Source organism: Legionella fallonii LLAP-10 (assembly GCF_000953135.1).
GTDB lineage: Bacteria > Pseudomonadota > Gammaproteobacteria > Legionellales > Legionellaceae > Legionella > Legionella fallonii.
The window spans coordinates 2,595,880-2,620,909 of sequence record NZ_LN614827.1; the positions used below are offsets into that span (position 1 = coordinate 2,595,880).

Here is a 25,030-nt window from a genome sequence, read left to right on the forward strand (position 1 = left end):
AAACTCTTTCGAGGAATTTCTTAATCCGTTTTTCTGCGTATTTGAGCAATTGGAATCAACGTTTCTGTGCCTGAAGCAGTTTGACGTTGCTCTCCTTTCCAAGCATGTCCGTAAACTACTTCGTAGGTTAGCGGGTATTTTCCTTGTTCTGTGTGCATTGAGACATAATTCTTTTCAAATTGTTGCCAAGAATGCTTACCGGTTAATCCTGGGTTTCGTTCCGGATTAATATTCCTCACTCCTTGGTTTTTTAAAGATTTTAATAGCTTAGGCAAAGTTTCATAGTGAACCGCTAATAACTCCATATCCATGACAGGATCTAAAAAGCGTTCCGCCATAAGACAATCACCGATATCATGCATATCGACAAATTCATTGACATGAGCATGATGATTCACTCCTGACCAGGCAGACTTTAACTCTTTAAAAGTATCGGGCCCTAAGGTAGTAAACATGAGGCAGCCATTAACATTCATCACCCTATTAAGTTCTCGGAAAACCTGCGGCAAAGCCCCTCCCCAATGAATCACTTGATTGGCGAAGACCAAATCAAAACTTCCTGTGGCAAAAGGCATACTCCTCATGTCAGCAGCAATTAAAGACCATTTACGCCACCAACTTTGTTTTTTTCTTGCCTCTGCTAACATTGCAGGAGCCAAATCTAAACCAAAAACTTGGGCCTTAGGAAACATTAATGATAACTCATGGGAAAATGCACCCGGACCACATCCCAAATCAAGAATACGTTTGGGAGAAATCTTTAAATAGTGTAAGCGTTCGAATAAACGCATTCCTATTTCTTGCTGTACTTTAGCGACCAGCTCATATTGTGGAGCACTTCGATTAAATGCCTTGCTAATTTCATTTTTGACAGCCATCATAAGAACCAGGGAAAAGTTAATACAGGGAATCCAACACTCGTGCGCCAGAAACTACTTAGTATAGCACAGACTTTGCGTCTGCCTTCAATATGCACACTTTGTAACCAATTCCATAAAAGCTCTTTAGCAGTATGCTCCTACTGTGCTAAATACATTAAACCCTTAGGCCTTGCTTGCCGTTCTTGCGCCTATCCTCTTCCTGATGAAGGTTATATGCTCTGTGGTCAATGCATTAAAAAACCACCGGCGTTTAATAATGCTTTGATACACTATATTTTTGAAGAGCCATTACGCTCTTTGCTGCATCAATTTAAATACCATAACGGACTCTATCTTACTTCTTTTCTTGGTCAGTTAATGCTTCACTCCATACAAAAACAGCCTATTGCTGCTCAATGTTTAATCCCTGTCCCTATGCACCCACAAAGACTGAAACAACGAGGATTTAACCAAGCAGTGGTCTTGGCCAAATTCTTATCACGAAAGCTAAATCTCCCTTATGATCCCGTGAGTTGTCAAAAGATAATTAATACTCAACCTCAAGCCAGCCTGGATAGCGAGCAAAGGAAAAAAAATTTACGAAAAGCTTTTCGTGTACATCCATTGCCTTACCAGCATGTCGTTTTAATTGATGATCTGTTAACAACCGGAAGTACCGCTAATGAATTAGCACGTGCCATAAAAAAGACAGGAGTGAAACAAGTGGATGTTTGGTGTTGTGCCAGAACTATCAGTAAAAGGTAGCAACTACGTCCAGTAGTTGCTACCTTTTAGCTGTTATTCAATTAAGAATACCGTTGTCACGGCGAAGGATTTACTGCACCATCCTACTCAAATCATTAGTTACTAGATGAACTAACAACAAACAAAATGCAATAAACATCAATTGATATAATAAAACTTCCATGGCAACAGACATAGCCTTGCCCCGTATCTTCTCGATAATAGCGTAAAGAATAGAACCACCATCTAGTCCTGGAATAGGAAATAAATTAACTAAAGCAACCGCCAAACTAAAACTGGCGATAAAAAACATAAAAACAACTATTCCTTGCTTCAAGGAAATTATAGACGCGGCAAAAATTCCTATAGGTCCTAATAAGATGGAGAATGGAATCACACCACTAAATAATTGTTTTAAAATCATCATAAAAAAATAAATCATCTGAGTAATCGCATCATTGGCTTGCCGTATCGCGGCTAGCATAGATGTAGAGCGCATGATGTCACTTGTTGCTGATGGGTTAGGAGTAATACCTATACTGGCTAATAAAGATTTTTCTCGCCCAGTAAATTTAATCTGACTGAGATCCAGAACTATTTCTTTTAACTCTTTTTTATTGGCTTGGCTGATGGTCACCTTGACGTCTTTGTTGCCCCATAAAATAACCAACTCCATACCAACCTCCTGCCAAGACGGGGTTGGTCGGCCTGATATAGCAATAAATTGATCGCCTGACGTGAGTCCTGCTTGAGCAGCAATGCTATGCTCTTGAACAGATTGTATTTGCGGTAATTTATAACTGAGGCCAAGATAAAACACCAAGATAAAAGCCAACCATGCAGTAATTAGATTAGCAATAGCTCCGGCTAATAAAATAAGAATGCGCACCCAAATAGGTTTTTTATCAAAACAAAGGGAATCTTCACTGGGATCTACTGGGGCAATTCTAGAATTAAGCAATTGAACATAGCCCCCTAAAGGCCATATAGCCCAAACCCATTCACATCCATTTTTAGTCTTCCACTGAAGCAAAGGTTTGCCAAATCCTATAGATATTTTCTTTATTTTTACTCCAAAGAAACGTGCCGCTAGCGCATGGCCCCCTTCATGAATCCCCACCACTAAAATGAGCGTGAGAATTATAGCCAAAAGCGCCAAAAGCATTTAAAACCTCCGTTGATATAGATATTGAACTTCTTGCCAAACCCACTATGTTCGAGAAATCAGATAACTTCCGTTATACCTCGCCACAATATAATTTGATAGCATTTGAAAGCAAATGATTACTTGGTATTATCCACCACTAATTCCAACAGGGGAACTCCTCGTCTTCCTGCCAATTCATATCCTTTACGATATACCTCAAAAATGCGATAAGGCTGGTTCGTTTCACTATCAATTAACTCGACTTCGTCTCCATGCTCATCAACTAAAGTTACAGTTAAATGAATCTCGCGATAACTACTGATCTTATAACGCTCTTTGAATAATTGCAGAACTCGCCCTAAGCTTTCAACTGTTTCATCACTATTATGTTGGCCTTGAAGAATGATGTCCATTTAGTGCTCCTTAGCAATTTACACATTGTGTGCAAAAAATAGCTACTTACTATAGTTGGCGGCCAAATACAAAAGTACTTTAATTAATCTCTCTATAAGATTTTTTGTATAACAAATACAAAAACAGGGCTTACCTCAAAGTCTAGGCACAAGGCACAATTTGATTTTAATCAGTAAGTACAGCCGATTACATGATCGGATTAAAATCGAGTTATTAGAAGCGAATCCACTCTACATGGCCAATATCAAGACAAATTAAACACAAATCCACTCCTAAGCCGAGATAACCAACAACTAATGTGACCCAATGGAAGTCAAAAATCATAAATCGCCAAACGCGACATCCGCATTTTGCATCAGTCTCACTCTACAAATTTGCTGGTTAATCGTTTACAATAGTCAATTGACCTAATAAGTGATCAGTACATTCTATGGTGTTTGTTGCCTGCGGACTAAATCATAAAACGGCTCCAATCAACGTGCGTGAAAAAGTCGCATTGCCTCCGGCTATGCAAAATTCTTTACTCAATAGCCTGTTGAATCTTCCTGAGATAAATGAAGCCGCTATTTTATCTACTTGCAATCGTACTGAAATTTATTGTGATACTAATGATCCTACGGTTCTTACACCATGGCTGGCACAAGAACATCAGATGCCACCGGAAGTACTCTCCCCATTTTTATATTTTCATGAAGGTCATCAAGGAATTAAACATACTTTGCGTGTTGCAAGCGGTTTAGATTCCATGATGATTGGTGAGCCTCAAATTCTTGGGCAAATGAAACAAGCTTACCAGCAGGCCTGTAGTCTTGGAACCGTGAAATCGCAACTACGCCCAGTTTTTGAATATATTTTTAGCGCTTCTAAACGGATTAGAACGTTAAGTGGCATAGGAACTAATCCTGTTTCAATTGCTTATGCGGCTGTGCAATTAATCTCCCAATCATTAGCAGATTATAAATCACTAAATGTGTTTTTAATTGGTTCTGGGGAAACTGCTTCACTAGTCGCCAAATACTTGCACCAGCAGGGAGTGCATCGTTTCATGGTAGCTAGTAGAACCCTTGAAAATGCCCAAAAACTGGCGAATACTTTTGGCGGTAGCACCCTCTCAATTGGTGATATTCCTCAGTATTTACCTTATGCTGATGTAGTCATTTCAGCAACAGCATGCCCGCTTCCTTTCATTAATAAAAGCCTAGTAGCACATGCTCTAAAACAAAGGGATAATGCCCCTATGTTTTTCCTGGATTTAGCAGTTCCTCGCGATATTGAAGTTAATGTCAGTGAGTTAGAACAAGTTCATCTTTATAACGTTGATGATTTACAACTGATGATTGAAAAGGGAATGGATGAACGACGTCATGCGGCACTACAAGCGGAGCAACTGATCGAGAGCGAACTGGATAATTATATTCGTTGGCATAGATCACTTAGAGCTAAAGACGTTATCTGTGACTATCGCAATCAAATGCAGCTCTTAGCCCAACAGGAACTGCAACGAGCCTTTAAAAAATTATCTTCAGGACACAATCAACATACTGTATTAAATGAATTTAGCGAACGCCTAGTTAGTAAGTTAATTCATAATCCAACCTCTGGCTTAAGACAACTCGCCTGGGATGGTCGAGAAGACTTACTCTCTTTGGCACAATACCTCTTTAACACAACCAATTGCCAACCATTATATGAAGAAATCTCTTGAGTTAAAATTACAACAAATGCTAGAACGCTTCCAAGAAGTGGGACGTTTATTATCAGAAGCCTCAGTCATTGCTGATCAAAATCAATTTAAAGCATTGTCTAAAGAATATGCTCAATTAGAGCCTGTAGCTCATTGTTATGAGTCCTATATCGAAGCTAAGGATAATTTATCTTCTTTGCAGGAATTATTAGCAGGAGACGATAAAGAATTAGCCAGCATGGCCGAAGAGGAACTCGATGCGGCGCAAAAGCATATTGAGGAATTAGATGAGCAATTACAATGGCATCTTATCCCTAAAGATCCTGATGATGAGCGCAACATATACCTTGAAGTAAGAGCAGGTACTGGCGGCGACGAAGCAGCGATTTTTGCCGGGGATCTCTTCCGTATGTACAGTCGTTATGCGGAAACCCAAGGGTGGCAACTTGAATTGATCAGTGCCAACCATGGCGAACATGGTGGTTATAAAGAGGTTATTGCGCGCATCAGTGGACAAGCTGTTTATTCTCAATTGAAATTTGAATCAGGGGCACATCGTGTACAACGAGTGCCAGAAACCGAATCCCAAGGCCGCGTCCATACGTCAGCATGTACTGTAGCAATTATGCCTGAAGTGGAAGAAATTGATGACATTCAAATTAGTCCCGATGATTTACGTATCGACACTTACAGATCATCAGGTGCTGGAGGTCAGCACGTTAACAAGACTGACTCAGCAATTCGCATCACCCATCTCCCAACAGGGGTTGTTGTTGAATGCCAGGATGAACGGTCACAACATAAAAACCGTGCAAAAGCAATGTCCTTGCTGAAAACCAGATTATTAGATGCCGAGCAAAGTAAGCAGAAAAAAGAGCAAGCGCAAACGCGTAAATCGTTAGTAGGTACAGGTGATAGATCAGAACGTATCCGTACTTATAACTTCCCTCAGGGGCGTCTAACCGATCATCGTATTAACTTGACCATCTATCAATTGGGCGATGTCATGGAAGGTAATTTATCCTTAGTCATCGACTCTTTAAAACGTGAGTATCACGCAGAATTACTTGCTGAATTAGGTCGTCATGATTAGCATTGGCAAGGCCTTAGAACACGCATCGCAGAAATTAAATCCTCTCTACAGCGATGCGCGTTTTGAAGCAGAATTATTACTATGCCACCTGCTCCACAAAAACAGAGCCTATCTTTTTGCTCATTCTGATGAGTTACTCGATCAAACTCAACTGGATCTTTATCAACAGTTTATAGCCCAAAGAGCTCGAGGCACACCCATTGCTTACCTTACCGGAACTCGTGAATTTTGGTCACTCACATTAAAAGTAAATCAACATACATTAATCCCAAGACATGAAACAGAACGATTAGTAGAGTTAGCTTTAGAACTAATCCCTGATGCGCCACAAACACATGTCCTTGATTTAGGTACTGGAAGCGGAGCCATTGCTTTAGCACTCGCTAAAGAAAGACCTCAATGGAATATCACCGCCAGTGATTCCAGCCTAGAAGCACTACAAGTAGCCAAAGAAAATGCGCAGACACTGGGAATAACCAATGTTGCTTTTCATCATTCCGATTGGTTTAAGAATCTTCCTTCTACGCGATACCATGCCATTGTGTCGAATCCACCCTATATTGCAGAACAAGATCCACATTTAAAAAAAGGAGATCTGCGCTTTGAACCACTTAGTGCTCTTGCTAGTGGTCAAGATGGACTGAGCGATCTACAATATATTATTGAACATAGTTACAACCACCTTTTACCTAATGGTCTACTCTTATTGGAACATGGATATGATCAAAAAATGAGTGTACGCGCTATACTTAACAAAATAGGTTATAACAAAGTACACTGTTGGAAAGATCTTCAGGGTCATGATAGGGTAAGTGGAGGTTGGTATCCAGACAATATTATATAGACAGATTATTATGTTGATGATAATGCAGTTTTTTGGTATACCTAGCCACTTTCTATAAAACTCGGATGTAAGCACAGAGTTGGAAATGGAGGCTTAATATGACAGAACAATTAATTGATAAAACCAACGAGAGACTATACAACGTGAAAAACGACGCAATAGGCAGCATGGGAATTGCCCCTTACGTAGAAGCTGAAGGGGAAGAATATATGAATGAAAAACAGCTAGCACATATTGAAAAAATATTGCTGGCTTGGCGTCAGTCATTGATGGAAGAAGTCGATCGAACCGTGACTCACATGAAAGATGAAGCCGCTAATTTTCCTGACCCCTCGGATAGAGCGAGTCAAGAAGAAGAATTTAGTATCGAGCTACGCACTCGTGATAGAGAGCGCAAACTCATTAAAAAGATTGAAGATGCTCTAGAACGTTTGCGTAATGACGATTTTGGATATTGTGAAGCCTGCGGTATAGAAATTGGTCTAAAGCGCTTGGAAGCAAGACCTACTGCAACTTTATGCATTGATTGCAAAACCTTGTCTGAAATCAAAGAGCGTCAAAATCAAGGTTCTTGATTTTGCATCAAGCTTCGCCAATCTAAATGCCCATTGTTCCCGCGTAAGCGGGAATCATCTATTCATTATGTACTCAGTCGCCTATCGAGAACATCTGCATTGGGCCATCTTGCTAATAAAAAATGCATGGAAATATGGTTGTTTCCTGGCTCCCGCGAACAAGCAGCGGGAGGTGACATATAAATATCGTACAACTTTAAAAGGTGAGGAGACTTCAGACTCAGCACTCACATTCTACACGCAATGTCGTTCTATCCAGCATTCATCATAAGGATCACATACTTCCACATCACGACATACGGGTGGTGGTGGAGCATAATATGGTGCAGCAGGTACATTAATGATCACGTTAGGGCCGCCCCAACCCCCGCCAAAATAGAAGCCTCCTCCGCCTCCGCCATAATAAGGCCCAGGTCCAGGTCCATAACCACCATGAGGATGATAGTAACCTCCCCCACCCCATCCCACAACACTCACTCCGGCATAAGAACTCAAAGCAAATGCAGCTAAAAACAAACTAAGAGCAAATACAAAAATACCTCTTATCTTGTTATTGATCTTTGTATTCATGACTTTTCCTTGGTAAAAATTACTGGCACAAAACAATGCTCTAATCAAAACCAATTATGCCCAAATTATTTACAAAATACTACATGGAATATCAAGTAAACTTGGCTAAATTTTTTTAATAAAGGCAAGATATTGTTTTAACTAAGAATTAAAAAATTAAGATGAGGATCCGCTTGTTTGCAACCTACCTCTTAAATTGAGATGACTTATTTTTGAGCATGACTCATTAAATAATCTATACTGAGATAAGAGTTCATCTCTGGATAGCATTATGAATAAAATATTATGGAGTGTTTTCAGTACATCTATTATAACGCAGGCTTTTGCACTAGGTAATCCAATACCAGCGCCAGATACTAATAATAATCTATTACCCTCTCCCTTTTCTGTATATGTCATCCAAAACTCAGGGGTAGTTAATCATCCTGTTCCAGGAGCTGTAGAAGTGTTGTTACCTACTGATAACAGTTATACCGGCTCCCCTGGTTGTTACGTTGCCTGCTACTCGCACAAAAATGGAGTCTATAGTGTTGCTCCAGATATATCAGTTATGGGACAAGTGCGGGTGAAAGGTCAATATGTTGCTCGTATTTGCCAACCAGAGGGCTATCAAGGAAAAGATATTAGCACGGCTCCTATGTTTAAAATGTTATGCTCTAAGGGAATTCCTTCCTGTGCAGATGGAAATTGCTGGGGTGGAGGGGATACTGGTGGTTGGTTTGGTATTCAACCGTAATTAGACTTCTTGCATCACTAGCAGGTTTTTCTTGAGTGTAAGACATAGATGTATCGAAGAGCGGAGTTTACAGAAGAATAAATGAGCAGAGGAAAAACACTTAGAACACAGCAATCAGATAAAAGATGTAGTTATTCCGCCTTAAGTAGGCACCATTAACTGCGTACATACGTAGAGAAACGTCGGGCAATTGGTTGCCCGATCTGCCTTATTTCACTGCAGCAATTACATTAAATTGATGTACATTATCTAAAACACCATGCTGCCATCCACCGACAATTAAATTCTCAGCCTGACTCTTCAAAGCCCCGGCAACTGCGCCACTAAAATGAGCCTGAACCCCTGTATCATCGGTAAATGTATCAAAAATAGCATAAGTGCTCTCATCCAACTTTAATGCCAACCAAAATAAGGTCTTCGGCTCTGTTTTACTAATAATCGCGGCTCCATCTTGCAATAAAGCAGCTAATTCTTGTTCTTTGCCTGACTTAGCTTTTAGTATAATGTAGCTGGCCTTAGTGGATTGTAAAACGTCATCCGACTGGTAATTGTTGGTAGCAAGAATTTCAGAGTTTTGCACCGCATTAAGCACTCCATTCAGCCATCCTCCTTTAACTAAAGCGACAGAGTTATCTTGTAATGCAGCTGCGACCTTTCCAGAAAAATGAGCTACTCTTCCTGCCTCATCATGAAATACATCAAAGATAGCAAAAGTCTCTTTATCGCCTTGAAGAGCAAACCATAATTTAGTTTGTGGTTCTGTTTGATGTACTAGCTGAGCACCTGCTTTTAGGAAACCAGCCAGTTTCGATTCTTGTCCTGTATTGGCAGTAAATTGTATATAGGTCGCTTGATGAATTGTATTGGCTTTTGTCTCTGCACTTCCTGCAATCGCAGTACTAGTTAAACCAAAACCAGGCAAACTCGCATTTAAAATAGTTTTTATTTTCATGATATTTCTCCTATCTACTGGAAGGTAGATAAATGGGTTAAAAAAATTACATCATTACATGATTAATAAATTGTTTTACCAAATTAATATCTGCTGCATCACCATACAACCGCGACATTAATAAAGAGCCTTCTATCTGAAGTATTAAATAATGAGCAAAATCATCAATTGGGTACAATAAATTAACCTCTCCTAAAAGCCTCCCTGCAGCCAACACTTCTTCAATCCAATAGTATAGAATATTAAAAAAGTACCTGGCTTTACTCTGAACACTTTCTGGCAATGACAAGGCATCTGAGGCCAGCATTCCACCGAGACACATCTTTTTTTCGTCATTATAGGTCAATGCAGTAATGGCATCGATCAGGGCTATTAGCTTCTCTTTAGCTGATAACTCTTTTTGCCCTTTAATCTCATCTAAAGGCGTCACTATCTTATGCAATTGCCAATCAATCACCGCAACAGCTAAATCTTCCTTGCTGGGATAATGATAATGAATACTGGATGTTTTAATTCCAACAATGGCGGAAATGTCTTTATAACTAAAAGCATTATAGCCGCGCTTTTGAATTAAACTCTCTGCAGCATTAAGGATGTTTTCTTGTGTCTCTGTATAGTTCATGGTGGTCATTGTATCTATCTATTGGTAGATAAACAATACTTTTTTTAAATTTTAATTTAATAGACCTCGTTTTAAATTAGCGGTGGTGAGGAGCATGCGGCGCATAACCGAGGCACAAAAGTCATATGAGCATTAGAACCTTTTGCGACGATGCAATTTCCCCTCATTCGAATTGCCGACGAAAGTCGGCATCCATCAATCGCTCAAAATTTTATGGATTCCGGCTTTCGCCGGTAATTCGTCTAAGAGTAGGCCTCGTCACAGCAGGGTTTGGAACAGGGTCTTATTACTATTTGTTACTACAGCTTGCGGATTTAATCTCAATCATTAATACTAAATTTCCACCACAAAATAATACAGAATTTTCTTATGACTCAATCCCCTTCTTCGCGCAAGACATTAGGAGTATTGTTATTTCCAGAGTTTGAAACTTTAGACGTATTTGGTCCATTGCAAATGTTTGGTATGTTACCCGAGCAACTGAATATAGTACTCGTTGCCGAAAAGCGAGGGCTCATACTCTCTACCCATGGACAAGCAGTCTTTGTAGAATACAACTTACAAAGTGCGCCTCATTTAGATTATTTATTAGTGCCAGGCGGTAAAGGAACTCGTAAAGAGGTTTACAATCATCATCTTATTAGTTGGATCAAAACTCGCTCGATGCTCGCTGATCTCACATTATCAGTATGCACCGGCGCCGCATTACTTGCCAAAGCAGGTGTGCTGGATGGGCATAAAGCCACAACAAATAAATTAGCTTTTGATTGGGTCGTAGAACAAGGACCTAAAGTAGACTGGATAAAACAAGCACGCTGGGTGGATGCTGGAACTACCATTACTTCGGCCGGTATTTCGGCAGGCATCGATATGAGCTTATACGTCATAGCACGGTTATTTGGGGATAGTGTTCGTGATAATGTGGCCAAAAGAGCAGAATACAGAATACACCAAGATCCCTACGTAGAATAGACCTCTTGTATAATCGGTATATTTTGTTTTAATGCGAGGAGACACGGGCGGAAAACCAAGGTGTACACACATCGACGAAGCAATTCGCCGCCTCAGTAGAGTTTGGAAAGAGATCTAATGCACGTTATGCAAGAGTCTAATAGGAGTTTATTATGGCCTCGCAACAAAGTACTGTTGATTTTATTCTAGAGCAAATTCAAGGTATAGGGACAGTGACTGCCAAGAAGATGTTTGGAGAATATGCACTTTATTGCAATGAAAAAGTAATCGCCTTGATTTGTGATGATCAATTGTTTGTTAAACCAACCCAATCCGGAAAAGAATTTATTGGCAATTTTATTGAAGCCCCTCCCTATCCTGGAGCAAAACCTTATTTGTTGATCACCGGAGATCTGTGGGAGGACCCTGACTGGTTAAGTGAACTCATTAAAATTTCTTTACCTGAATTACCCCTACCAAAGAAAAAATCGGCCCCAAGTAAAAAATTGTAACCATTCAACATGAAAAGGTCGGGCAACAAAGTGTCCGACATAAGATCCTCGCTGTAACCTCCATACGAAAAATTAACCGCATAGGCTCAACCTCATACACCGCTCTAGTGTCGGACACTTTGTTGCCCGTGTTCTATAATTAATTTATCTGTTAGGTCTTACGGAGAAAGAGCAATGACTAAAAGTAATGAGAAAGAAAAACAATACGTCATTATATATCCCATAAGATATGATGATATTATCGAATCTGGTGAATATAGGGTTTTGGGCCCCATTAATGAAGATTGGATAAAAGCAGATTTGCCTCATTGGATGAAGAGAGATCATGTCTTTGAGAATGAGTTGCTTAAAGTTGAACTCTACATGCCTTTAGAAAAATTCGATGAACACATCGTTCATAAAGGTGGAGTGAATAAAACTAAAGAGATCGTCGATCTTTTTTTAAAAATGAATAATGAGTGTAAACCTAAAGACGTTCCCTCCCTTCGCTCATTAGCAGCAAAAACTTTAGCGAAAGACCTACACTTTTTTAAACCAGAAATGGCCACAGAAGAGGCAAAAGAGGCTGTGGAAGAAGCAAAAGAGGCAGAGAATGAAGCTGTTGGACAATTAAAAAAATAAATTGATTTAAAAGGGTAACTCTAATTCAATTATTTTCCGGGCTAACTCTTCTTTTGAAGTGACTGAAAATTTATCTTTAAGATTAGTAAAATGTGTTTCTATCGTTCGAGGGGATAAACTAAGAATTTGAGCCATCTCTTTATTGGTTCTAAAATTTAATAAATGGTACAGGCAGTTCATTTCTTGCTTGGATATTTTTATCTTTCTATTGTCCACGGTGAATATTAATTTCTTTGCTACGTTCTGTTGTAAAAAAGAATAAACTGTTTCTTTATCTAACTTCTGCGATGATAAATAATGTGCATTACTAGCCTCTACTTTATTTACTAATAAACGCTGGTTAAAGCATTGAGCATGTATCTCTGTTGCTTGACTTTTATAGGCCAAAATAAAGCTTTCTAATAAATTAATATTATTGATATAAAAATGATTAATATTTTTGTTATGGTGCGCTGAGCCAAAGAAAAAGAACTCACATTGGTTTTCGTCTTGCTTAATAATAACGAAAATATTACCTATATCATTTGCTTTTAATTGTTCTAATGAATCAGGATGCGGTTGTGGAAAGTGTTCAAAAAAGTAATATCCCGTTTTAAATTGATTAACATTCCCCTCTATAGGGCTTGATTTCCGCATAATTTCATTATGATACAACTCATGAAGAGCTGGGGCATTACCTAAATAGAGTTTTGGTCCCTCATTATCAATAATTTTGTGCGCAAAATACGTGATGCCAAACGCTCGTAAGGTCTTTGCAATCTCGTTAATGTCATTATAATAAGTAAAATACATATCCTCGTTGATGTTCATTAACCGATTGCCCCCCTTTTCTTATGAAATACAATAAAACAATTTGATTAAAATAAAATCATATGGTAAATTATATGTTAACTTACCTGCTATAACAAATTGTTTTCCTTGCGTAACGCGCTATTATAGCGAGTCGGAACAAGGTGAAAAGTTAGTTGAGCCCTATGTTGAGCAAAAACCACTCTTAAGAAGTGCAATATAGACGGCTATGTGAGCATTTTCAGAGTGTAGCCTGGGTGAAGACACAGCCGTAACCCGGGATCAAAACTTGATTCAAGCCTTGATCTCGGATTATGCTTCGCGCCATCCAGGCTAGAGTTTTCTCTTAAGTTGACACCAAGAAGTGTTCACCTACTGATATCAACTTAAGAATTTATACGTGAGAAAATAAAAAACACCTGTAGCTAGTGAAGGAAAACAGACATACAAACGGTTATCCTGTAGCAAAATTTAGTTCAGAGTTGAAATTAACTAACTCCTCTACTCGTGCTTTTACCTTTAAAGCTTGAGGTGGAGTGAATAAACCGTATCGATAATGAGCTTTAATTGTTGGGGCTTCTCCTTTTTCCTCGACTAACTCCCTAGCTCCCTTAGTATGTTCCGTAATAGTTTCTTTAATATCATGAGTTACTTCGGCAACAGATTGGCGTATTGATTCACTTTCGCTCTTTATTATTTTTTGTAGTTCTTTATATTCTTCATCGCTACAATGTTGTAAACGCTCAGCAACTATTACAGGGGCTTGTCTATAATTGAGATCATTATTACTATGAATATCATACCACTCTAGATTGAGCTGGTATCTCCTCTTGATATTTTCTTTTCTAAGATCTATATCTTCTTGCGATAGAATTCCTTGCGCATGTTTTTCACTATACGCCACTTCAAGGACATCACATTTCTTTAATTCATCAACATAAAAATTTCTTACCTGCTGAGCCTTCTCTTCACCAAAAGCACTAAGCATTCTTTGATTCACTTGAAACTCGGGGATTTCAAAAGAATCACCGTAATACCACTCCCGCAAACTTTTATATATGTCATTTTTTACGCTAACATATTTAGTAGTGACAGCTAGACCAATCAACAAGGCGGGTATAAAAACAACAGTAAAAGCTAACTCAGGAAGAGCCAAAGGGGTCAGCAACAATGCTGTTAATGCAAAAATAGCAATAATAACGCCAACAGTAAGAAGTATAGGTATAATCGATCTAAATGCCTTCATATAAACATTTTTTTCATATAGAGCGATATCTTTATATTCATCATATAAGGGCTGCAAAGGCGCTAATAAACTAGTCAGGATAGAACGAAGCTCAGAAATTTGCTCATGGTGGCGGCCATAATTGTATAAATCGAGAATAGCAAGAAAAGAGCTTTCATTTTGTGTAGAAAAACTAGTTGCCTGGATAAAAGCATGGGCATCAGCCATCTTGCCTAAAAACTGATTAGCTCTTTCCGTTAGTGGATTTTTCCATAAGAAAGACAATGATTGAACCAGCTCTTGTGTCGTGTGGGGTGTCATTTCCCAATTTTTGCCGTTAATTAACTGCAATTGTTTGAGAATATATTCATGTAATTTACTTTCATACTCTAAGAGCCATTTATCCAAATCCAAATTATTTTGACCATTGAAAGCGTTCAGGATTTCTACAGCCATTTCGTTAGCATGCTTTTTATTGAATCCGTCAAGATCCATAAAAGTGATTTCGGCCTGGCTGATTTGCTGTATGCAGTAATAGAGCAGATCGGTTAACTCTTCTTCGTCTACTTTATGAGGATCTGATACTAAATCGTCATTTGCAACAGAATATTTTTTCAATATCTGCTGCATGATCGACTCTTCAGAAGGCGATTTTCTATAATTTAATAAGGGAAAAAAGGAGCCTAATTGCTTAATATGCTCGTATAAAGCGACTCGCTTTTGTTCCAATTGTTGCTGACGTGCACGTTCTTTCTTTTCGTCGATCGTCTTTCTAAGCGACGCCATATTGGCCTCTTTTAGAAATTCAGTTTTCCAAAGACTAATTGCATCGGCTCTTTCTGTTTTTAGCCTAGTAATCTGCTCGTCTGACTGACTAGAACCGTTCCATAATAGAGACACAAAACTAGCTTGTTCCTGTTCATTTTTGATTTTTTCTAATTGCGAATCTAATACAACAAGAGTATTAAGTAATCTTTTTGAAAATTTAGTTTCACCCACTAATTCTTGTTGTACAGGTGTCAATAAGTGAAAATCGTCTATCTCCTTTGTAAGAAGAGCATTCATAATATGCAAGACAATTTTTTGATATTCTTCTGCTTCACCAATACGTAAAGTTAACTCTCTTCTTTGTCTTGTCAGTTCATCTTGAATCAAAACCTCTTTATCCCTAGGATCTGAACTGAATAAATTGGAAAACCAAGATGTGGAATGCAATTTTGCTAAAAATAACGAATAACTCTCAGTAATTTGACAAAATTGCAACCCTGATTCAGAACACTCAAACTTTCGTTGAACTTCTTTTGGTATCAGGTCATAGCCTACGATGAGTTGGTTGGCAATAAACGTCGCATCAGGCATAAATTCACCACACTAAATTTAATATGCTCTATGTTTTACCATAAAAAGATTAATGTTTTATTAACATGATGCTTAAAAATAATCCAAAAACACTAACTATCTCTTTTCTCTAACTATTTATTATATGCATAATTTATCAACATAAAGTGCTTTCAGTATTCTGTCGTTCCTAATACAATACGACCAAATTCCTAATGAGATATGAATAAATAATTTTCTTTTTAACATCAGCCCCTTACTTCACTGCCCGTCTTTTATTTAAATATTGAGGGCCAGTGCCGTGAAGCGTGAAGTTTACAGTAGTTAATAAAGAAGCAACAGTTAATTTTGCATTATTTTTAAGCATCATGTTAATAAAACATTAATCTTTTTATGGTAAAAAGTAGCCTGTATGAAATTTGTTGTGATTTGTTGAACTCTTTAGTTCTTACTTTTTTATTCTGGGAGTTATCCTATGCCTCAATTGTCAGATAATAAATACCTACAATCTTTGCTAGAAAACCTGATTTCATCGTATGAAACAGAAATCAACTATGCTCCTATAGAAATTGAACTGGATCCTCAGCAAATCTCTCCCAATGTTATTGAGGGTTTAACCCACTTTATTACTGATGCACGTAAGCGCCTCTTTATTTTTAAAATCCCTGGAAATGAATCCAGCTCGGTACAGCTAGCTCTTCTCGCTCGTAAAACAGTACTTGATAAAACAGCAGAAACAACGCTGAAAAATACTTCGAGAGAACCTAAGATTAATCCATTGAAAAAGGCCTTGGATTCAAATCCTTCCTCCGTCCGTACGGGCATTCAAATTCAAAAAAGCCTTGTCATACAAAAGCCACAAGTTGAGCAAAAAAACACGAAGAAAGAACACGTAGAGCACATAGCAGCTCGCAATATTAACTTAATTGCTATTGATTTGCCTGAACTTCCAGAACTCGCGAAACAACTCAAAGTACTAGGAATTGAGCATCTACATGATGCCGCTGCGCAAAAAATTAAAAAACACGCTTATGCCTTTAAAGGCGGCATTATTCCCAAAAATCTCCCTAAAGGATTTTATATTAATCAAGAGAAACACGCTCTTTGCTATACGGACACCCCAAGCAGGCTGCCCTCTGCCCTAGCTCCTGCACTGAATACACCAGAGCCGTTGACTTTACCCTCAATGGAACAAATACAGGAACTGTTGCCGTCAACAATACCTCAAGAGGTTGTTACTCTGCTCATGGATACGAAGTATTCACCCGAACAGGTAACGGCCCTTTCCGGTGTATTCACAACGCATGTGGATGAACTTAAAGCATTTCTACAATTATTTAAAGCATCTAATGCCCACCCCCCTCTTCCGCAAGCACTAAAACCTGAAGATATTGAATTTATAGTTCCATTTCTATGCAAACAGTTTGTTCTGGGCGGTGAAGCTCATACGACCTTGCTGACAAGGCTGCTAAATACGTGTGTGAATAAAAAAATAAGCCTTGAGTTTCTTAAAAACCCTAGCGTACAAAATACATTTTTGAGTACGCGCGGAATTAAGAACCTACAAAAATTAGTTCAACTTCCGGCAGAGCAGAAGGAGTGGTGGAACAGCTTAGTGACTGCTCATCTGAACTATGACAACAATCATTTTGATTTTAATGCTTTTTTTGAAGCCTATACGCAAATTTTTCTTCCTAGAATTGCAGAAAAAAATCTTACTCTGCCCAATCCATGCCCTATTGAACATAATGGACACCTACTCATCACATTAAACCGAGTATTGGATGTTATTGAACACGCTACAAATCCTCAGGAGCAATGTTTGTCGTTGTCTCACCTCAATTGGGGAGCAATGGGCGTTCATTATGCAATGACGCAAAAAACTGAGCCAGAACAGCTTAAGCAAGTCTCTTCTTGCATGCACATTGAAAGTCCTGAAGACACAATTACCAACCCAGAGCTCATTTATCAACAAATTGAGCAAGAACAACTCCAATTAAAACCTTGGCTATTTCGCTATATGGGACAACATTGGAAAGCAGAGATACGATTATCTGATATTCAGGCACAACTTTTTCAAATAGAACAACAGGAAACTTGGACCCAAGTACAAAGAAATCAATTAACTTTTATTTTAACCTGCACTTTTTCAGATACAGCGACATTAACGCCAGAACGATGGAAAAATACGCTGAGTCATTGCATTAGTTTATTGGAACCTCTTAATCAAGAAGAGCGTAGCGACGTACTACAAGCGCTTTCTCGTTGTTTTAAGTTCAATCCGCCTCCATCACTGGCCCAAATCAGTACATTAATCAAGTTATGCACTGAGCTCAAGAGTACATTTCCGACCAAAAATTTTAAAACCGAACTAATTACTCCCTTGGTTTCATGTATAGAAATTGAAGGTTTTGAACTCCTCAATACCCTACAAGAACGAGTCCAAAAAACGACTGAATCATCAGAAGACAATCGTGCCGTTCTGCCAATAATTGCTGCATTTACTGATCTATTACAAAAAAATCGCCGTACATTACCCGAATATTTAGTCAAATTATTGGCCAAATTAAATGAACCCAATATAACGCAATTAAAAATTGATAATTTGGTATCGGCCTTTAAAAACTTAGAAAATAAAAAAGGTAATGCCTTCCATAACGTTGCATTAAACGCTTTGAGTCAGCTCAATATTGCTAAATCTAACCCTTTACCCACTATAGAACACATTCAAGGCTTGCTTGAAGCATTGTCTAATTTATCTGAGGTCATACCAGAAGAACATAAAACGGTTGAAAAGCAAGAGAGTTGGTTAAAAGATCTAATTATTGATAAAAATCTCTTGCCTGGTTGTGTCCTAGGCAATGGTGATATATCTAAGCTCGACGATCTAATTGTTGATGCTTTAGTTGATGCCATCAAAAAAAGAAGTAGTGCATTTAGGATAGATAAGCTCAAAAAATCATTATTGGAAAACCTGCAAAGTTCCATTGTACCTCAAGCATTGAGAGATCAACTGAATGCCGAGCTCATTCCTTTATTTGATGCAGTACATAATCTGGTGGAACTATTACAGAGTCCCAATCCTAAATTTCCTGAGGTGATTGCAAAACTACATTATTTTGAACAAGTCAAACCTATATTACTGAATGGAAACTATGGAGTAGGTATTCTTGGTAAAAGTAAGGGAGAGTACATTTTAAATTTCTTGCTTACTGGAGAAAAAGCAGCGGCAGATAATACTACAGGTGGTGGGTTTGCTTTTGTTTTAAAACAACTGTTCGGTTTGTTTCAGTCAGAAATGAAGTCCTTCTTTGACGATCCTCAAAATAAACAGATCGTAAAAGACTTAGATCTAAAAACTAGTCTCAGCTGGATGAAAGCATTTAATGACACGCATTCATTGATCTTCTTCTTTAAAGAAGAGCTAATTCAGAAAAAGGTACTGCCTGCACTAAGAAAAACATTACAACAACTCAATACTCAAGATCCTGAGTTTGAAAAAAGCATCCTAAGTGAGGCAGAAATAATCATTGAAAATGCTCCATCGGATCAGTCACTACAGGATTATAAAAATAAAATAGAAGGTATTGCTGATTATCTCAATTTACTTATTGATATCAAAGACAAGCACCCCACTCAGTTCAACAAAATATATAAGGAACTCAATACTGGTGCTTTAGCTCGTCTGAACTATATCCAAAAACTAATTCTGGTCAATAGTTTAATCCAAGACAAATCCGACCAATTAGATCTCTATTTAAAACTAACTACTCAAGCTTTGGAACAAAATCCAGAAGCAGGTAGTGCTGCAATTGAAAGAGCAATTAACGGATTAGTAATATTGTTTAATCTGGCTGATCTTGAACCAGAAACTCAAATTATGTTTTTCAAAATGAGTATGGCGCACAACTTAAAGAGCGCGACTCCATTCCCTCTAGGAGCCTTAAGTGAATTGAAGAAATCAGGCCTTCCAGAGCAAACGAAATCATTAATTATCAAACAAATAATCCAAATTTTGAGCCGACTATCCGGTGCAGACTCCCCTGAGCTCGTACAAGGTCTGGTACAACAAACTCAGTTATTTTTAATTCATAACCACAAACAAGCCCCATTATGTGTTGCCTTATTAAAGAGGGTTTCATTAGACGATCCCAATCAAGATCTAGGAGCCTATCCGCTTATCCTACAACAATTGGCTGCAATCAGTCCTGAGAACAGAGAAAAAATTGCAACCATTCTGACCGGTCTTGCTAATAATAAAAAAGATGACACGTTAAATTTATCAGCCCTATTAGAAATCTCTAAGGGCTTGGGACGTCGTTCTGCAGAAGATATTGATCTCGTATTACAATTATTTGAGACTCCTCCTTACCCTAATACACAGAGCTTAAACTCTGCTTTACTAGCACATGATTCGGAAAAACTACGAGCTTATTGCTTAAGCTTTGATACTAATCCTTTTGCAAAAGCAGGGGAAAAAAGAGATCTAACGAAACAATTCGCAACTGATAGAATTAAAGAAGCGCTGCTTAAACTGGAAGATTTGCTTCACGAGGAATCACTACCTCATGCGCTGCAAATGAGGCTAGCAAAGCAATTAACCTTTATTGAAACATTAGGATATACAGACCCTTTAAACCCTAATGATTATACAACACTGAAGAAGCTGACTGCATCCTCACGTCATGATTTGCAAGAGAGAACGACTCATTTACTCCAACAACTGAAATCCAAATCAGTTCCAGCGGAGCAGTTAGAAACAACACAGTTAGAACTCTTGGCTTATCTCAGAGAAATTTATTTCCGTACCACTGGGTTGTTCCCCAATACAACACAAATGCTTGTGTTGTTACTGGCTTTGCATGATCCCTCATCTAACCTCTTAATGCGCATTAAGACAGGGGAAGGGAAAAGTATTAATGCTCCTATGCTTTCCGTTCTACAATGGTTACAAGGAGGTACTGTTGTTCAATTTACAGCGAATCCAACACTCTTAATAAGAGATTATGAAAACAGCTGTGAACCATTTTTTAACTTCTTAGGAATACCATCGGCCCTTATTCAAGATAATACTGCTCCAGAACACTATCAACTCAATGGAATTAACTGCTCCACCGTAGAAGATATGTCCTTTTTTTACTTGAAAATGAAAGAACTAAAAAAAGAAGCAGTGATTCAAAATGGAGAGCCAATTCATGTGGTTCTCGACGAGTGTGATGATGGTCTTCTGGATCAAACTCTACTTTATAAGCTAGTCGCAGAAATCGTTTCGGAAGAAGAAGAAGAAAATGAGGAAATTCCAGAACAATGGGTTTTCCCACTGGCTTATCAATTTATTAATCTGCCAGCTTTTCGTAATAAAGATTCAGCCCAAGGAAAAGTTTGGGATGAAGAGGAAGATCTAGAACAACTCAGACAATTCTTGAATAAAGAAGTTAATGAAAAATTCAATGGCGATGCAGAAAAACAAAATTATCTGTTGGCTATGAGCAATACAAAACTGAAGCTATTGATCGACGCCAGTTGTGCCGCAGCAACTCGAGTTGAAAACAAACATTTCCTTGTACAACCAATCAAAGAAAAAGATGATTCAGGCAATGAAATAACCAAAAAGATTGTTTGCGTACCCTTGCTTCGCAGTACTCCCAAAGTAGGTTCAATTTTTAATGCCGCAGTACAACAAGCGTTATTGGCACGATTAATGATTGAACGCCCAGAGCAGGCTCATTATATTTCTATAGATAAAAATCCTCCGGAATTGGCCAGCCTATCGGCTCTTGGTTTAATAAAATTATTCCAAAATACTAAAGGACGTTTAATTGGCATCTCAGGAACACCAGGAGATAAATTAGAACTAGAAAGTTTAGCGACAGCACTAGGTACTCAGGCAATAGGTGTTGCTCCATATGCAGGGGATCATCGTAAAGTACATGCCCCGATTTTCACTTTTAATAGTGAAGAATCCATTAGTGCGGTACACAAAGCGATAGAAAATATAAAACTTCCAGTGACTAAACCTAGCATGGAAATTGATGCTCATAGAGCAATTCAAACCCATGAAGACCGAGAAGAGTTAATCGCACAAACCGAAAAAGCGATTGAGCAATGGAGTCATACACAAACTCAGCCAGTCTTGATTATTAATGAAGATTTTGATGCATCTGAAACCCTAGGTAAGAGTCTAGAAACCTATAGACAACAAGGATTTAAAATCCAAATCGTTACCGGTAAGGAAAGTCAGGAAGAGCTCGAATACATCATTAAACAAGCAGGTAAATGCAACACCATCACGGTTGGAACGGCGATGCTGGCCAAAGGTATCGATATCAATACAGGAGATCATCCTAAAGGCCTATTTGTAATACAACCCTATGCAGACACTGATAGGATGACCACTCAAATCGCGGGACGCGCCGCTCGCAATGGAAAACCTGGAGAATGGCTACCTATTTATCAGGTTAAACCACCACAAAACTGGTTTGAAAAAATTTTATATTATATTTTTCCTTGGTACAGGCAAAGTTATAATGAAAGTTCAGTTGCAGAGTTGAAAAGCAAAATTAAATTACAAGCTACAGTGGATAGACTCTATACTCAAGCGATTGATGAAGCACAACAAACCTTAATGCAACAAATTGAAGCGTGGGAAAGTTTATTACTTGAGCTGTATCCCAATGATCCCAAAATACAATTTGAATTATATCAATGGCGGGAAACACTGTTAAATGAGCTGAACCGTTCACAAGAGACGAGTATTTCACAAGAGACGCTTGCCACAAACATTAACCACTTTAAAAATTCGGCATGTAAGCTTTGGGAATTATTTAGAGAAGAGAAATGGGCAGATAGAGCACAAAAAATCACGCAGATGACTCAAGAACAGGCGCTAAGATTCAATTATTTAAAACAATTAGATCTCGCCCATGAATTTGATGTGCAATCTACACTGCAGAAGAAGAGTAAGCCGTTCATTGCCGGAACCCAAGCGTTAATGAACCAAAATCTTGAAACCATCATTAGAGATAAGGCCGGAGTAGTCCTAGACTATACCCAACCAGACGAGCAAATGAAAAAAGATTTGCAATTAGCGCAATGTAAACAACTGTTACCTAATTTAATAGGAGAGTTCTGCTCTGTTTACCCAGGAGCCATTACAGCGCTTGTTCCCAAACAGGCTTCGCAAGGCTCGCCTTTTTTACCAGAAATAATCAATGATCTGATTAATAGAATTATAGAGCACAAAAACAGGCTATTGCATCCTGAGATACAAGAAGAGTTTATTAAAAGCGTCATCACATTCTATGAAGAAGAATTAATCGGCGCTGATAGCGATAAAATTGATCAGGTATTATTAAAAATCAAACCGTTACTGTTAGCGCATAGCGAGGATTTATCTCAATTACCGCTGATTGAACAATTCAAAATGCAAGGATTTATTCTCACGTTTTGCACGCTTTATCAAAACTCAAGCTTGCCAGAAGACGCACAATTAAATGCACTAAGAGCCAGTTATAGCGAAGAAATTATGCGAAGACTGGCCAAGCATCTGGCGCAAGAATTTGCTTGGGTGAAGAGTACACCAGAACCCATCCACGCATTTTTTGAACGTGGTGTAGCTAAAGAGGCTGCTTATACTATTTATGATTTAGCACAAGAAGTCATGAATACACCACAAGATAAAAATAAAATCCAAGCACTCTACGCGGGTCTTGAGCAACAAAGACTTATTTTAAGAGATAAATATCTCTTCTCTATAGGACATTCAAATCCTCGTAGTGTCATTAACGACGCGATAGCAGCTATAGCGTGCTTGGAAAATGCACCTCACTGCGATCGCGAATTCCGTAATAACTGCCACGACAATATAGTTTCCGAGCATCATCTCAATGAGTTCCGTCACTATTTAGAAAACACATCCCCGTATTATTTTACAACCAATGATCCGACTTGGGATCATCTAAAAACAACGCTTCTTGCAATGAGCCAGCAAAATAAAGAAAGTCAAGCTCATGTCCTTCTAGAATTACATGAAACGATAACACGTTATAGCACTTATGAGGCCTACAAACCCTATTTAAGTCAGCTTAACTCGCTAAATAGCCAAATTATGTATTCCATAGAAGAGCTAAAGAAATCGGATGGTTTGCAGCAAGATGCACAAGAATGTCTCTTAGCACAAAAAGCCAGTGAATTTGCTCGATTACTTCAGGTAGATCCTAATCAAATCCGCATTCAAAGTGGTACTGATGGAATTCAGTCCTATATAGAATTACAAATAGAGAATGCACCATCAAAAGAAGGGTTCACAGGATATCAATCTCCTTTCTTTACTAAAATAGAGGGAGAGAGAGCTCATCTCCAAGAAAGAAAATCGATGTTCGAAGAAAATTCTAAGGCGCTTCGCGAACTTTCAAATGCGAAAGCAGGTGAAAGTCTTTCAGCAGAAAAACGCCCAGAATTTGAGAAATTACTGCGATTAAAGGCTCTGTTACAACAAAATTGGAATAATGATCTTGATATTCTGGTTCTCACGGAGCTTCCTGAAGTAATCCAAAGCAAGCTACAAAAAGCAGATGTCTTAAAGCAATGCGATTGGACTAAACAGCCAGTCAATTTGGAGGGCCTAAATAATAGTTTAGGTAAAGAACCAGGAGCAGACTTTACTGCACTACTTGAAGAGCAAGTAAAGATAACCAAACAACTTGAAGAAACTCGTCAGAAAATGGATGATGCCGAACAACAGCTTGCTACCCAACAAGCAACAATACAAGTTGAAGAGAATGCCATCAAAGCATTACAAGCGCGTCAGCAAGAACTTAATTGGTACTCTGCATTAGAACATGCTTCCATAGCATCGCAAATCCTTTACCATAAAGGCAGACTTCTTTATCTGCAAAATCAACTCAAAACACCTACAAGAACATTAGCGGGTATTAAAGATGAAGAAACTCAATGCCAACAAAAACTAGATACTCATAATCAACAGATTGATAGCTGTAGAATACAATTTGTAGCTGATTTGAAAGCTGAAGCCAAACAGGATCTGGCTCTCTATCTAGAAAATCGTGGCCAACAACAAGTTGATGAGGTACAAAAAGATCTGCAAAAGACAGAAGATACTATCAGTAAGATCCAAGAAGCAGAACTGAAGAAATCTCGTTACCAAACTCGTCGCTTCTTTAAATCAAGCGAGCTGTTGCGTTATGAAGCAAGCTTATCGCATGAGGAAGCACGAATTCCCTCAAAACCAGCGCCACAAAGTGCTGCATCCAAAGTGGTGAACGAGCAAGAAGTAGAAGATGCAAACCGCTTCGTTTTTTAATGTAACGAGAGTTTGGAACGAGGTCTATTTT

The 25,030-nt window shown here is 38.4% G+C and carries 18 protein-coding genes; 10 read left to right on the forward strand and 8 right to left on the reverse strand.

Translation table 11 applies throughout. The annotated features are described in order from the left end of the window. Nucleotides 1–20: 20 nt before the first annotated feature. The gene (bioC, locus tag LFA_RS10580; RefSeq protein ID WP_045097548.1) at nucleotides 21–878 is read right to left on the reverse strand and encodes a malonyl-ACP O-methyltransferase BioC; all 858 of its coding nucleotides are present in this window, start codon (nucleotides 876–878) and stop codon (nucleotides 21–23) included. Nucleotides 879–920: 42 nt separating this feature from the next. On the opposite strand from bioC, the gene LFA_RS10585 reads away from it, so the two are divergent. After that, a complete protein-coding gene (locus LFA_RS10585) occupies nucleotides 921–1,625 on the forward strand; it encodes a ComF family protein (RefSeq protein ID WP_084602162.1) in 705 nt (234 codons plus the stop codon). A 70-nt stretch (nucleotides 1,626–1,695) separates the two neighbouring features. Here LFA_RS10585 and LFA_RS10590 read toward each other — a convergent pair whose 3' ends face one another. Next, nucleotides 1,696–2,769, reverse strand: a complete 1,074-nt coding sequence (locus tag LFA_RS10590; protein WP_045096162.1) for a M50 family metallopeptidase — start codon at nucleotides 2,767–2,769, stop codon at nucleotides 1,696–1,698. A gap of 119 nt (nucleotides 2,770–2,888) precedes the next feature. Beyond that, a complete protein-coding gene (locus LFA_RS10595; RefSeq protein ID WP_045096163.1) occupies nucleotides 2,889–3,164 on the reverse strand; it encodes a hypothetical protein in 276 nt (91 codons plus the stop codon). A gap of 431 nt (nucleotides 3,165–3,595) precedes the next feature. On the opposite strand from LFA_RS10595, the gene hemA reads away from it, so the two are divergent. From hemA to dksA, 4 genes are all read left to right on the forward strand, one after another. Next, complete coding sequence (hemA, locus tag LFA_RS10600; protein WP_045096164.1) at nucleotides 3,596–4,870, forward strand: glutamyl-tRNA reductase; 1,275 nt, start codon at nucleotides 3,596–3,598, stop codon at nucleotides 4,868–4,870. After that, on the forward strand, nucleotides 4,854–5,942 hold the full coding sequence (prfA, locus tag LFA_RS10605; protein ID WP_045096165.1) for a peptide chain release factor 1: 1,089 nt from the start codon (nucleotides 4,854–4,856) through the stop codon (nucleotides 5,940–5,942). The genes hemA and prfA overlap by 17 nt, the downstream gene beginning before the upstream one ends. Further along, nucleotides 5,935–6,786 carry a peptide chain release factor N(5)-glutamine methyltransferase gene (gene prmC, locus LFA_RS10610; protein ID WP_045096166.1) on the forward strand — a complete coding sequence of 284 codons (852 nt, stop codon included), beginning with the start codon at nucleotides 5,935–5,937 and terminating at the stop codon, nucleotides 6,784–6,786. The genes prfA and prmC overlap by 8 nt, the downstream gene beginning before the upstream one ends. Nucleotides 6,787–6,884: 98 nt before the next feature. Next, a complete protein-coding gene (gene dksA, locus LFA_RS10615) occupies nucleotides 6,885–7,361 on the forward strand; it encodes an RNA polymerase-binding protein DksA (RefSeq protein ID WP_045096167.1) in 477 nt (158 codons plus the stop codon). A gap of 234 nt (nucleotides 7,362–7,595) precedes the next feature. On the opposite strand, the gene LFA_RS20170 is transcribed toward dksA, so the two are convergent. Beyond that, complete coding sequence (locus tag LFA_RS20170) at nucleotides 7,596–7,931, reverse strand: hypothetical protein (protein ID WP_045096168.1); 336 nt, start codon at nucleotides 7,929–7,931, stop codon at nucleotides 7,596–7,598. 271 nt (nucleotides 7,932–8,202) lie between these two features. Here LFA_RS20170 and LFA_RS10625 point away from each other — a divergent pair, with 271 nt between their 5' ends. Continuing rightward, complete coding sequence (locus tag LFA_RS10625) at nucleotides 8,203–8,667, forward strand: hypothetical protein (RefSeq protein WP_045096169.1); 465 nt, start codon at nucleotides 8,203–8,205, stop codon at nucleotides 8,665–8,667. A gap of 208 nt (nucleotides 8,668–8,875) precedes the next feature. Here LFA_RS10625 and LFA_RS10630 read toward each other — a convergent pair whose 3' ends face one another. Further along, nucleotides 8,876–9,619 (reverse strand): putative quinol monooxygenase, encoded by a 744-nt coding sequence (locus LFA_RS10630; protein ID WP_197541184.1) that lies wholly within the window; start codon nucleotides 9,617–9,619, stop codon nucleotides 8,876–8,878. A gap of 46 nt (nucleotides 9,620–9,665) precedes the next feature. Beyond that, a complete protein-coding gene (locus LFA_RS10635; RefSeq protein WP_045097551.1) occupies nucleotides 9,666–10,241 on the reverse strand; it encodes a TetR/AcrR family transcriptional regulator in 576 nt (191 codons plus the stop codon). 369 nt (nucleotides 10,242–10,610) lie between these two features. On the opposite strand from LFA_RS10635, the gene LFA_RS10640 reads away from it, so the two are divergent. From LFA_RS10640 to LFA_RS10650, 3 genes are all read left to right on the forward strand, one after another. Beyond that, complete coding sequence (locus LFA_RS10640) at nucleotides 10,611–11,213, forward strand: DJ-1/PfpI family protein (protein ID WP_045096170.1); 603 nt, start codon at nucleotides 10,611–10,613, stop codon at nucleotides 11,211–11,213. A gap of 152 nt (nucleotides 11,214–11,365) precedes the next feature. Then, nucleotides 11,366–11,704 carry a TfoX/Sxy family protein gene (locus LFA_RS10645; protein WP_045096171.1) on the forward strand — a complete coding sequence of 113 codons (339 nt, stop codon included), beginning with the start codon at nucleotides 11,366–11,368 and terminating at the stop codon, nucleotides 11,702–11,704. 174 nt (nucleotides 11,705–11,878) lie between these two features. Next, the gene (locus LFA_RS10650; RefSeq protein ID WP_045096172.1) at nucleotides 11,879–12,325 is read left to right on the forward strand and encodes a hypothetical protein; all 447 of its coding nucleotides are present in this window, start codon (nucleotides 11,879–11,881) and stop codon (nucleotides 12,323–12,325) included. Between the two features lie 6 nt (nucleotides 12,326–12,331). Here LFA_RS10650 and LFA_RS10655 read toward each other — a convergent pair whose 3' ends face one another. Together LFA_RS10655 and LFA_RS10660 are read right to left on the reverse strand one after the other, a co-directional pair. Continuing rightward, nucleotides 12,332–13,135 carry a helix-turn-helix transcriptional regulator gene (locus LFA_RS10655; protein WP_045096173.1) on the reverse strand — a complete coding sequence of 268 codons (804 nt, stop codon included), beginning with the start codon at nucleotides 13,133–13,135 and terminating at the stop codon, nucleotides 12,332–12,334. A gap of 433 nt (nucleotides 13,136–13,568) precedes the next feature. Further along, on the reverse strand, nucleotides 13,569–15,698 hold the full coding sequence (locus LFA_RS10660) for a hypothetical protein (protein WP_045096174.1): 2,130 nt from the start codon (nucleotides 15,696–15,698) through the stop codon (nucleotides 13,569–13,571). A 454-nt stretch (nucleotides 15,699–16,152) separates the two neighbouring features. On the opposite strand from LFA_RS10660, the gene LFA_RS10665 reads away from it, so the two are divergent. Further along, a complete protein-coding gene (locus tag LFA_RS10665; protein ID WP_065814370.1) occupies nucleotides 16,153–24,999 on the forward strand; it encodes a preprotein translocase subunit SecA in 8,847 nt (2,948 codons plus the stop codon). The last annotated feature ends 31 nt before the right edge of the window (nucleotides 25,000–25,030 follow it).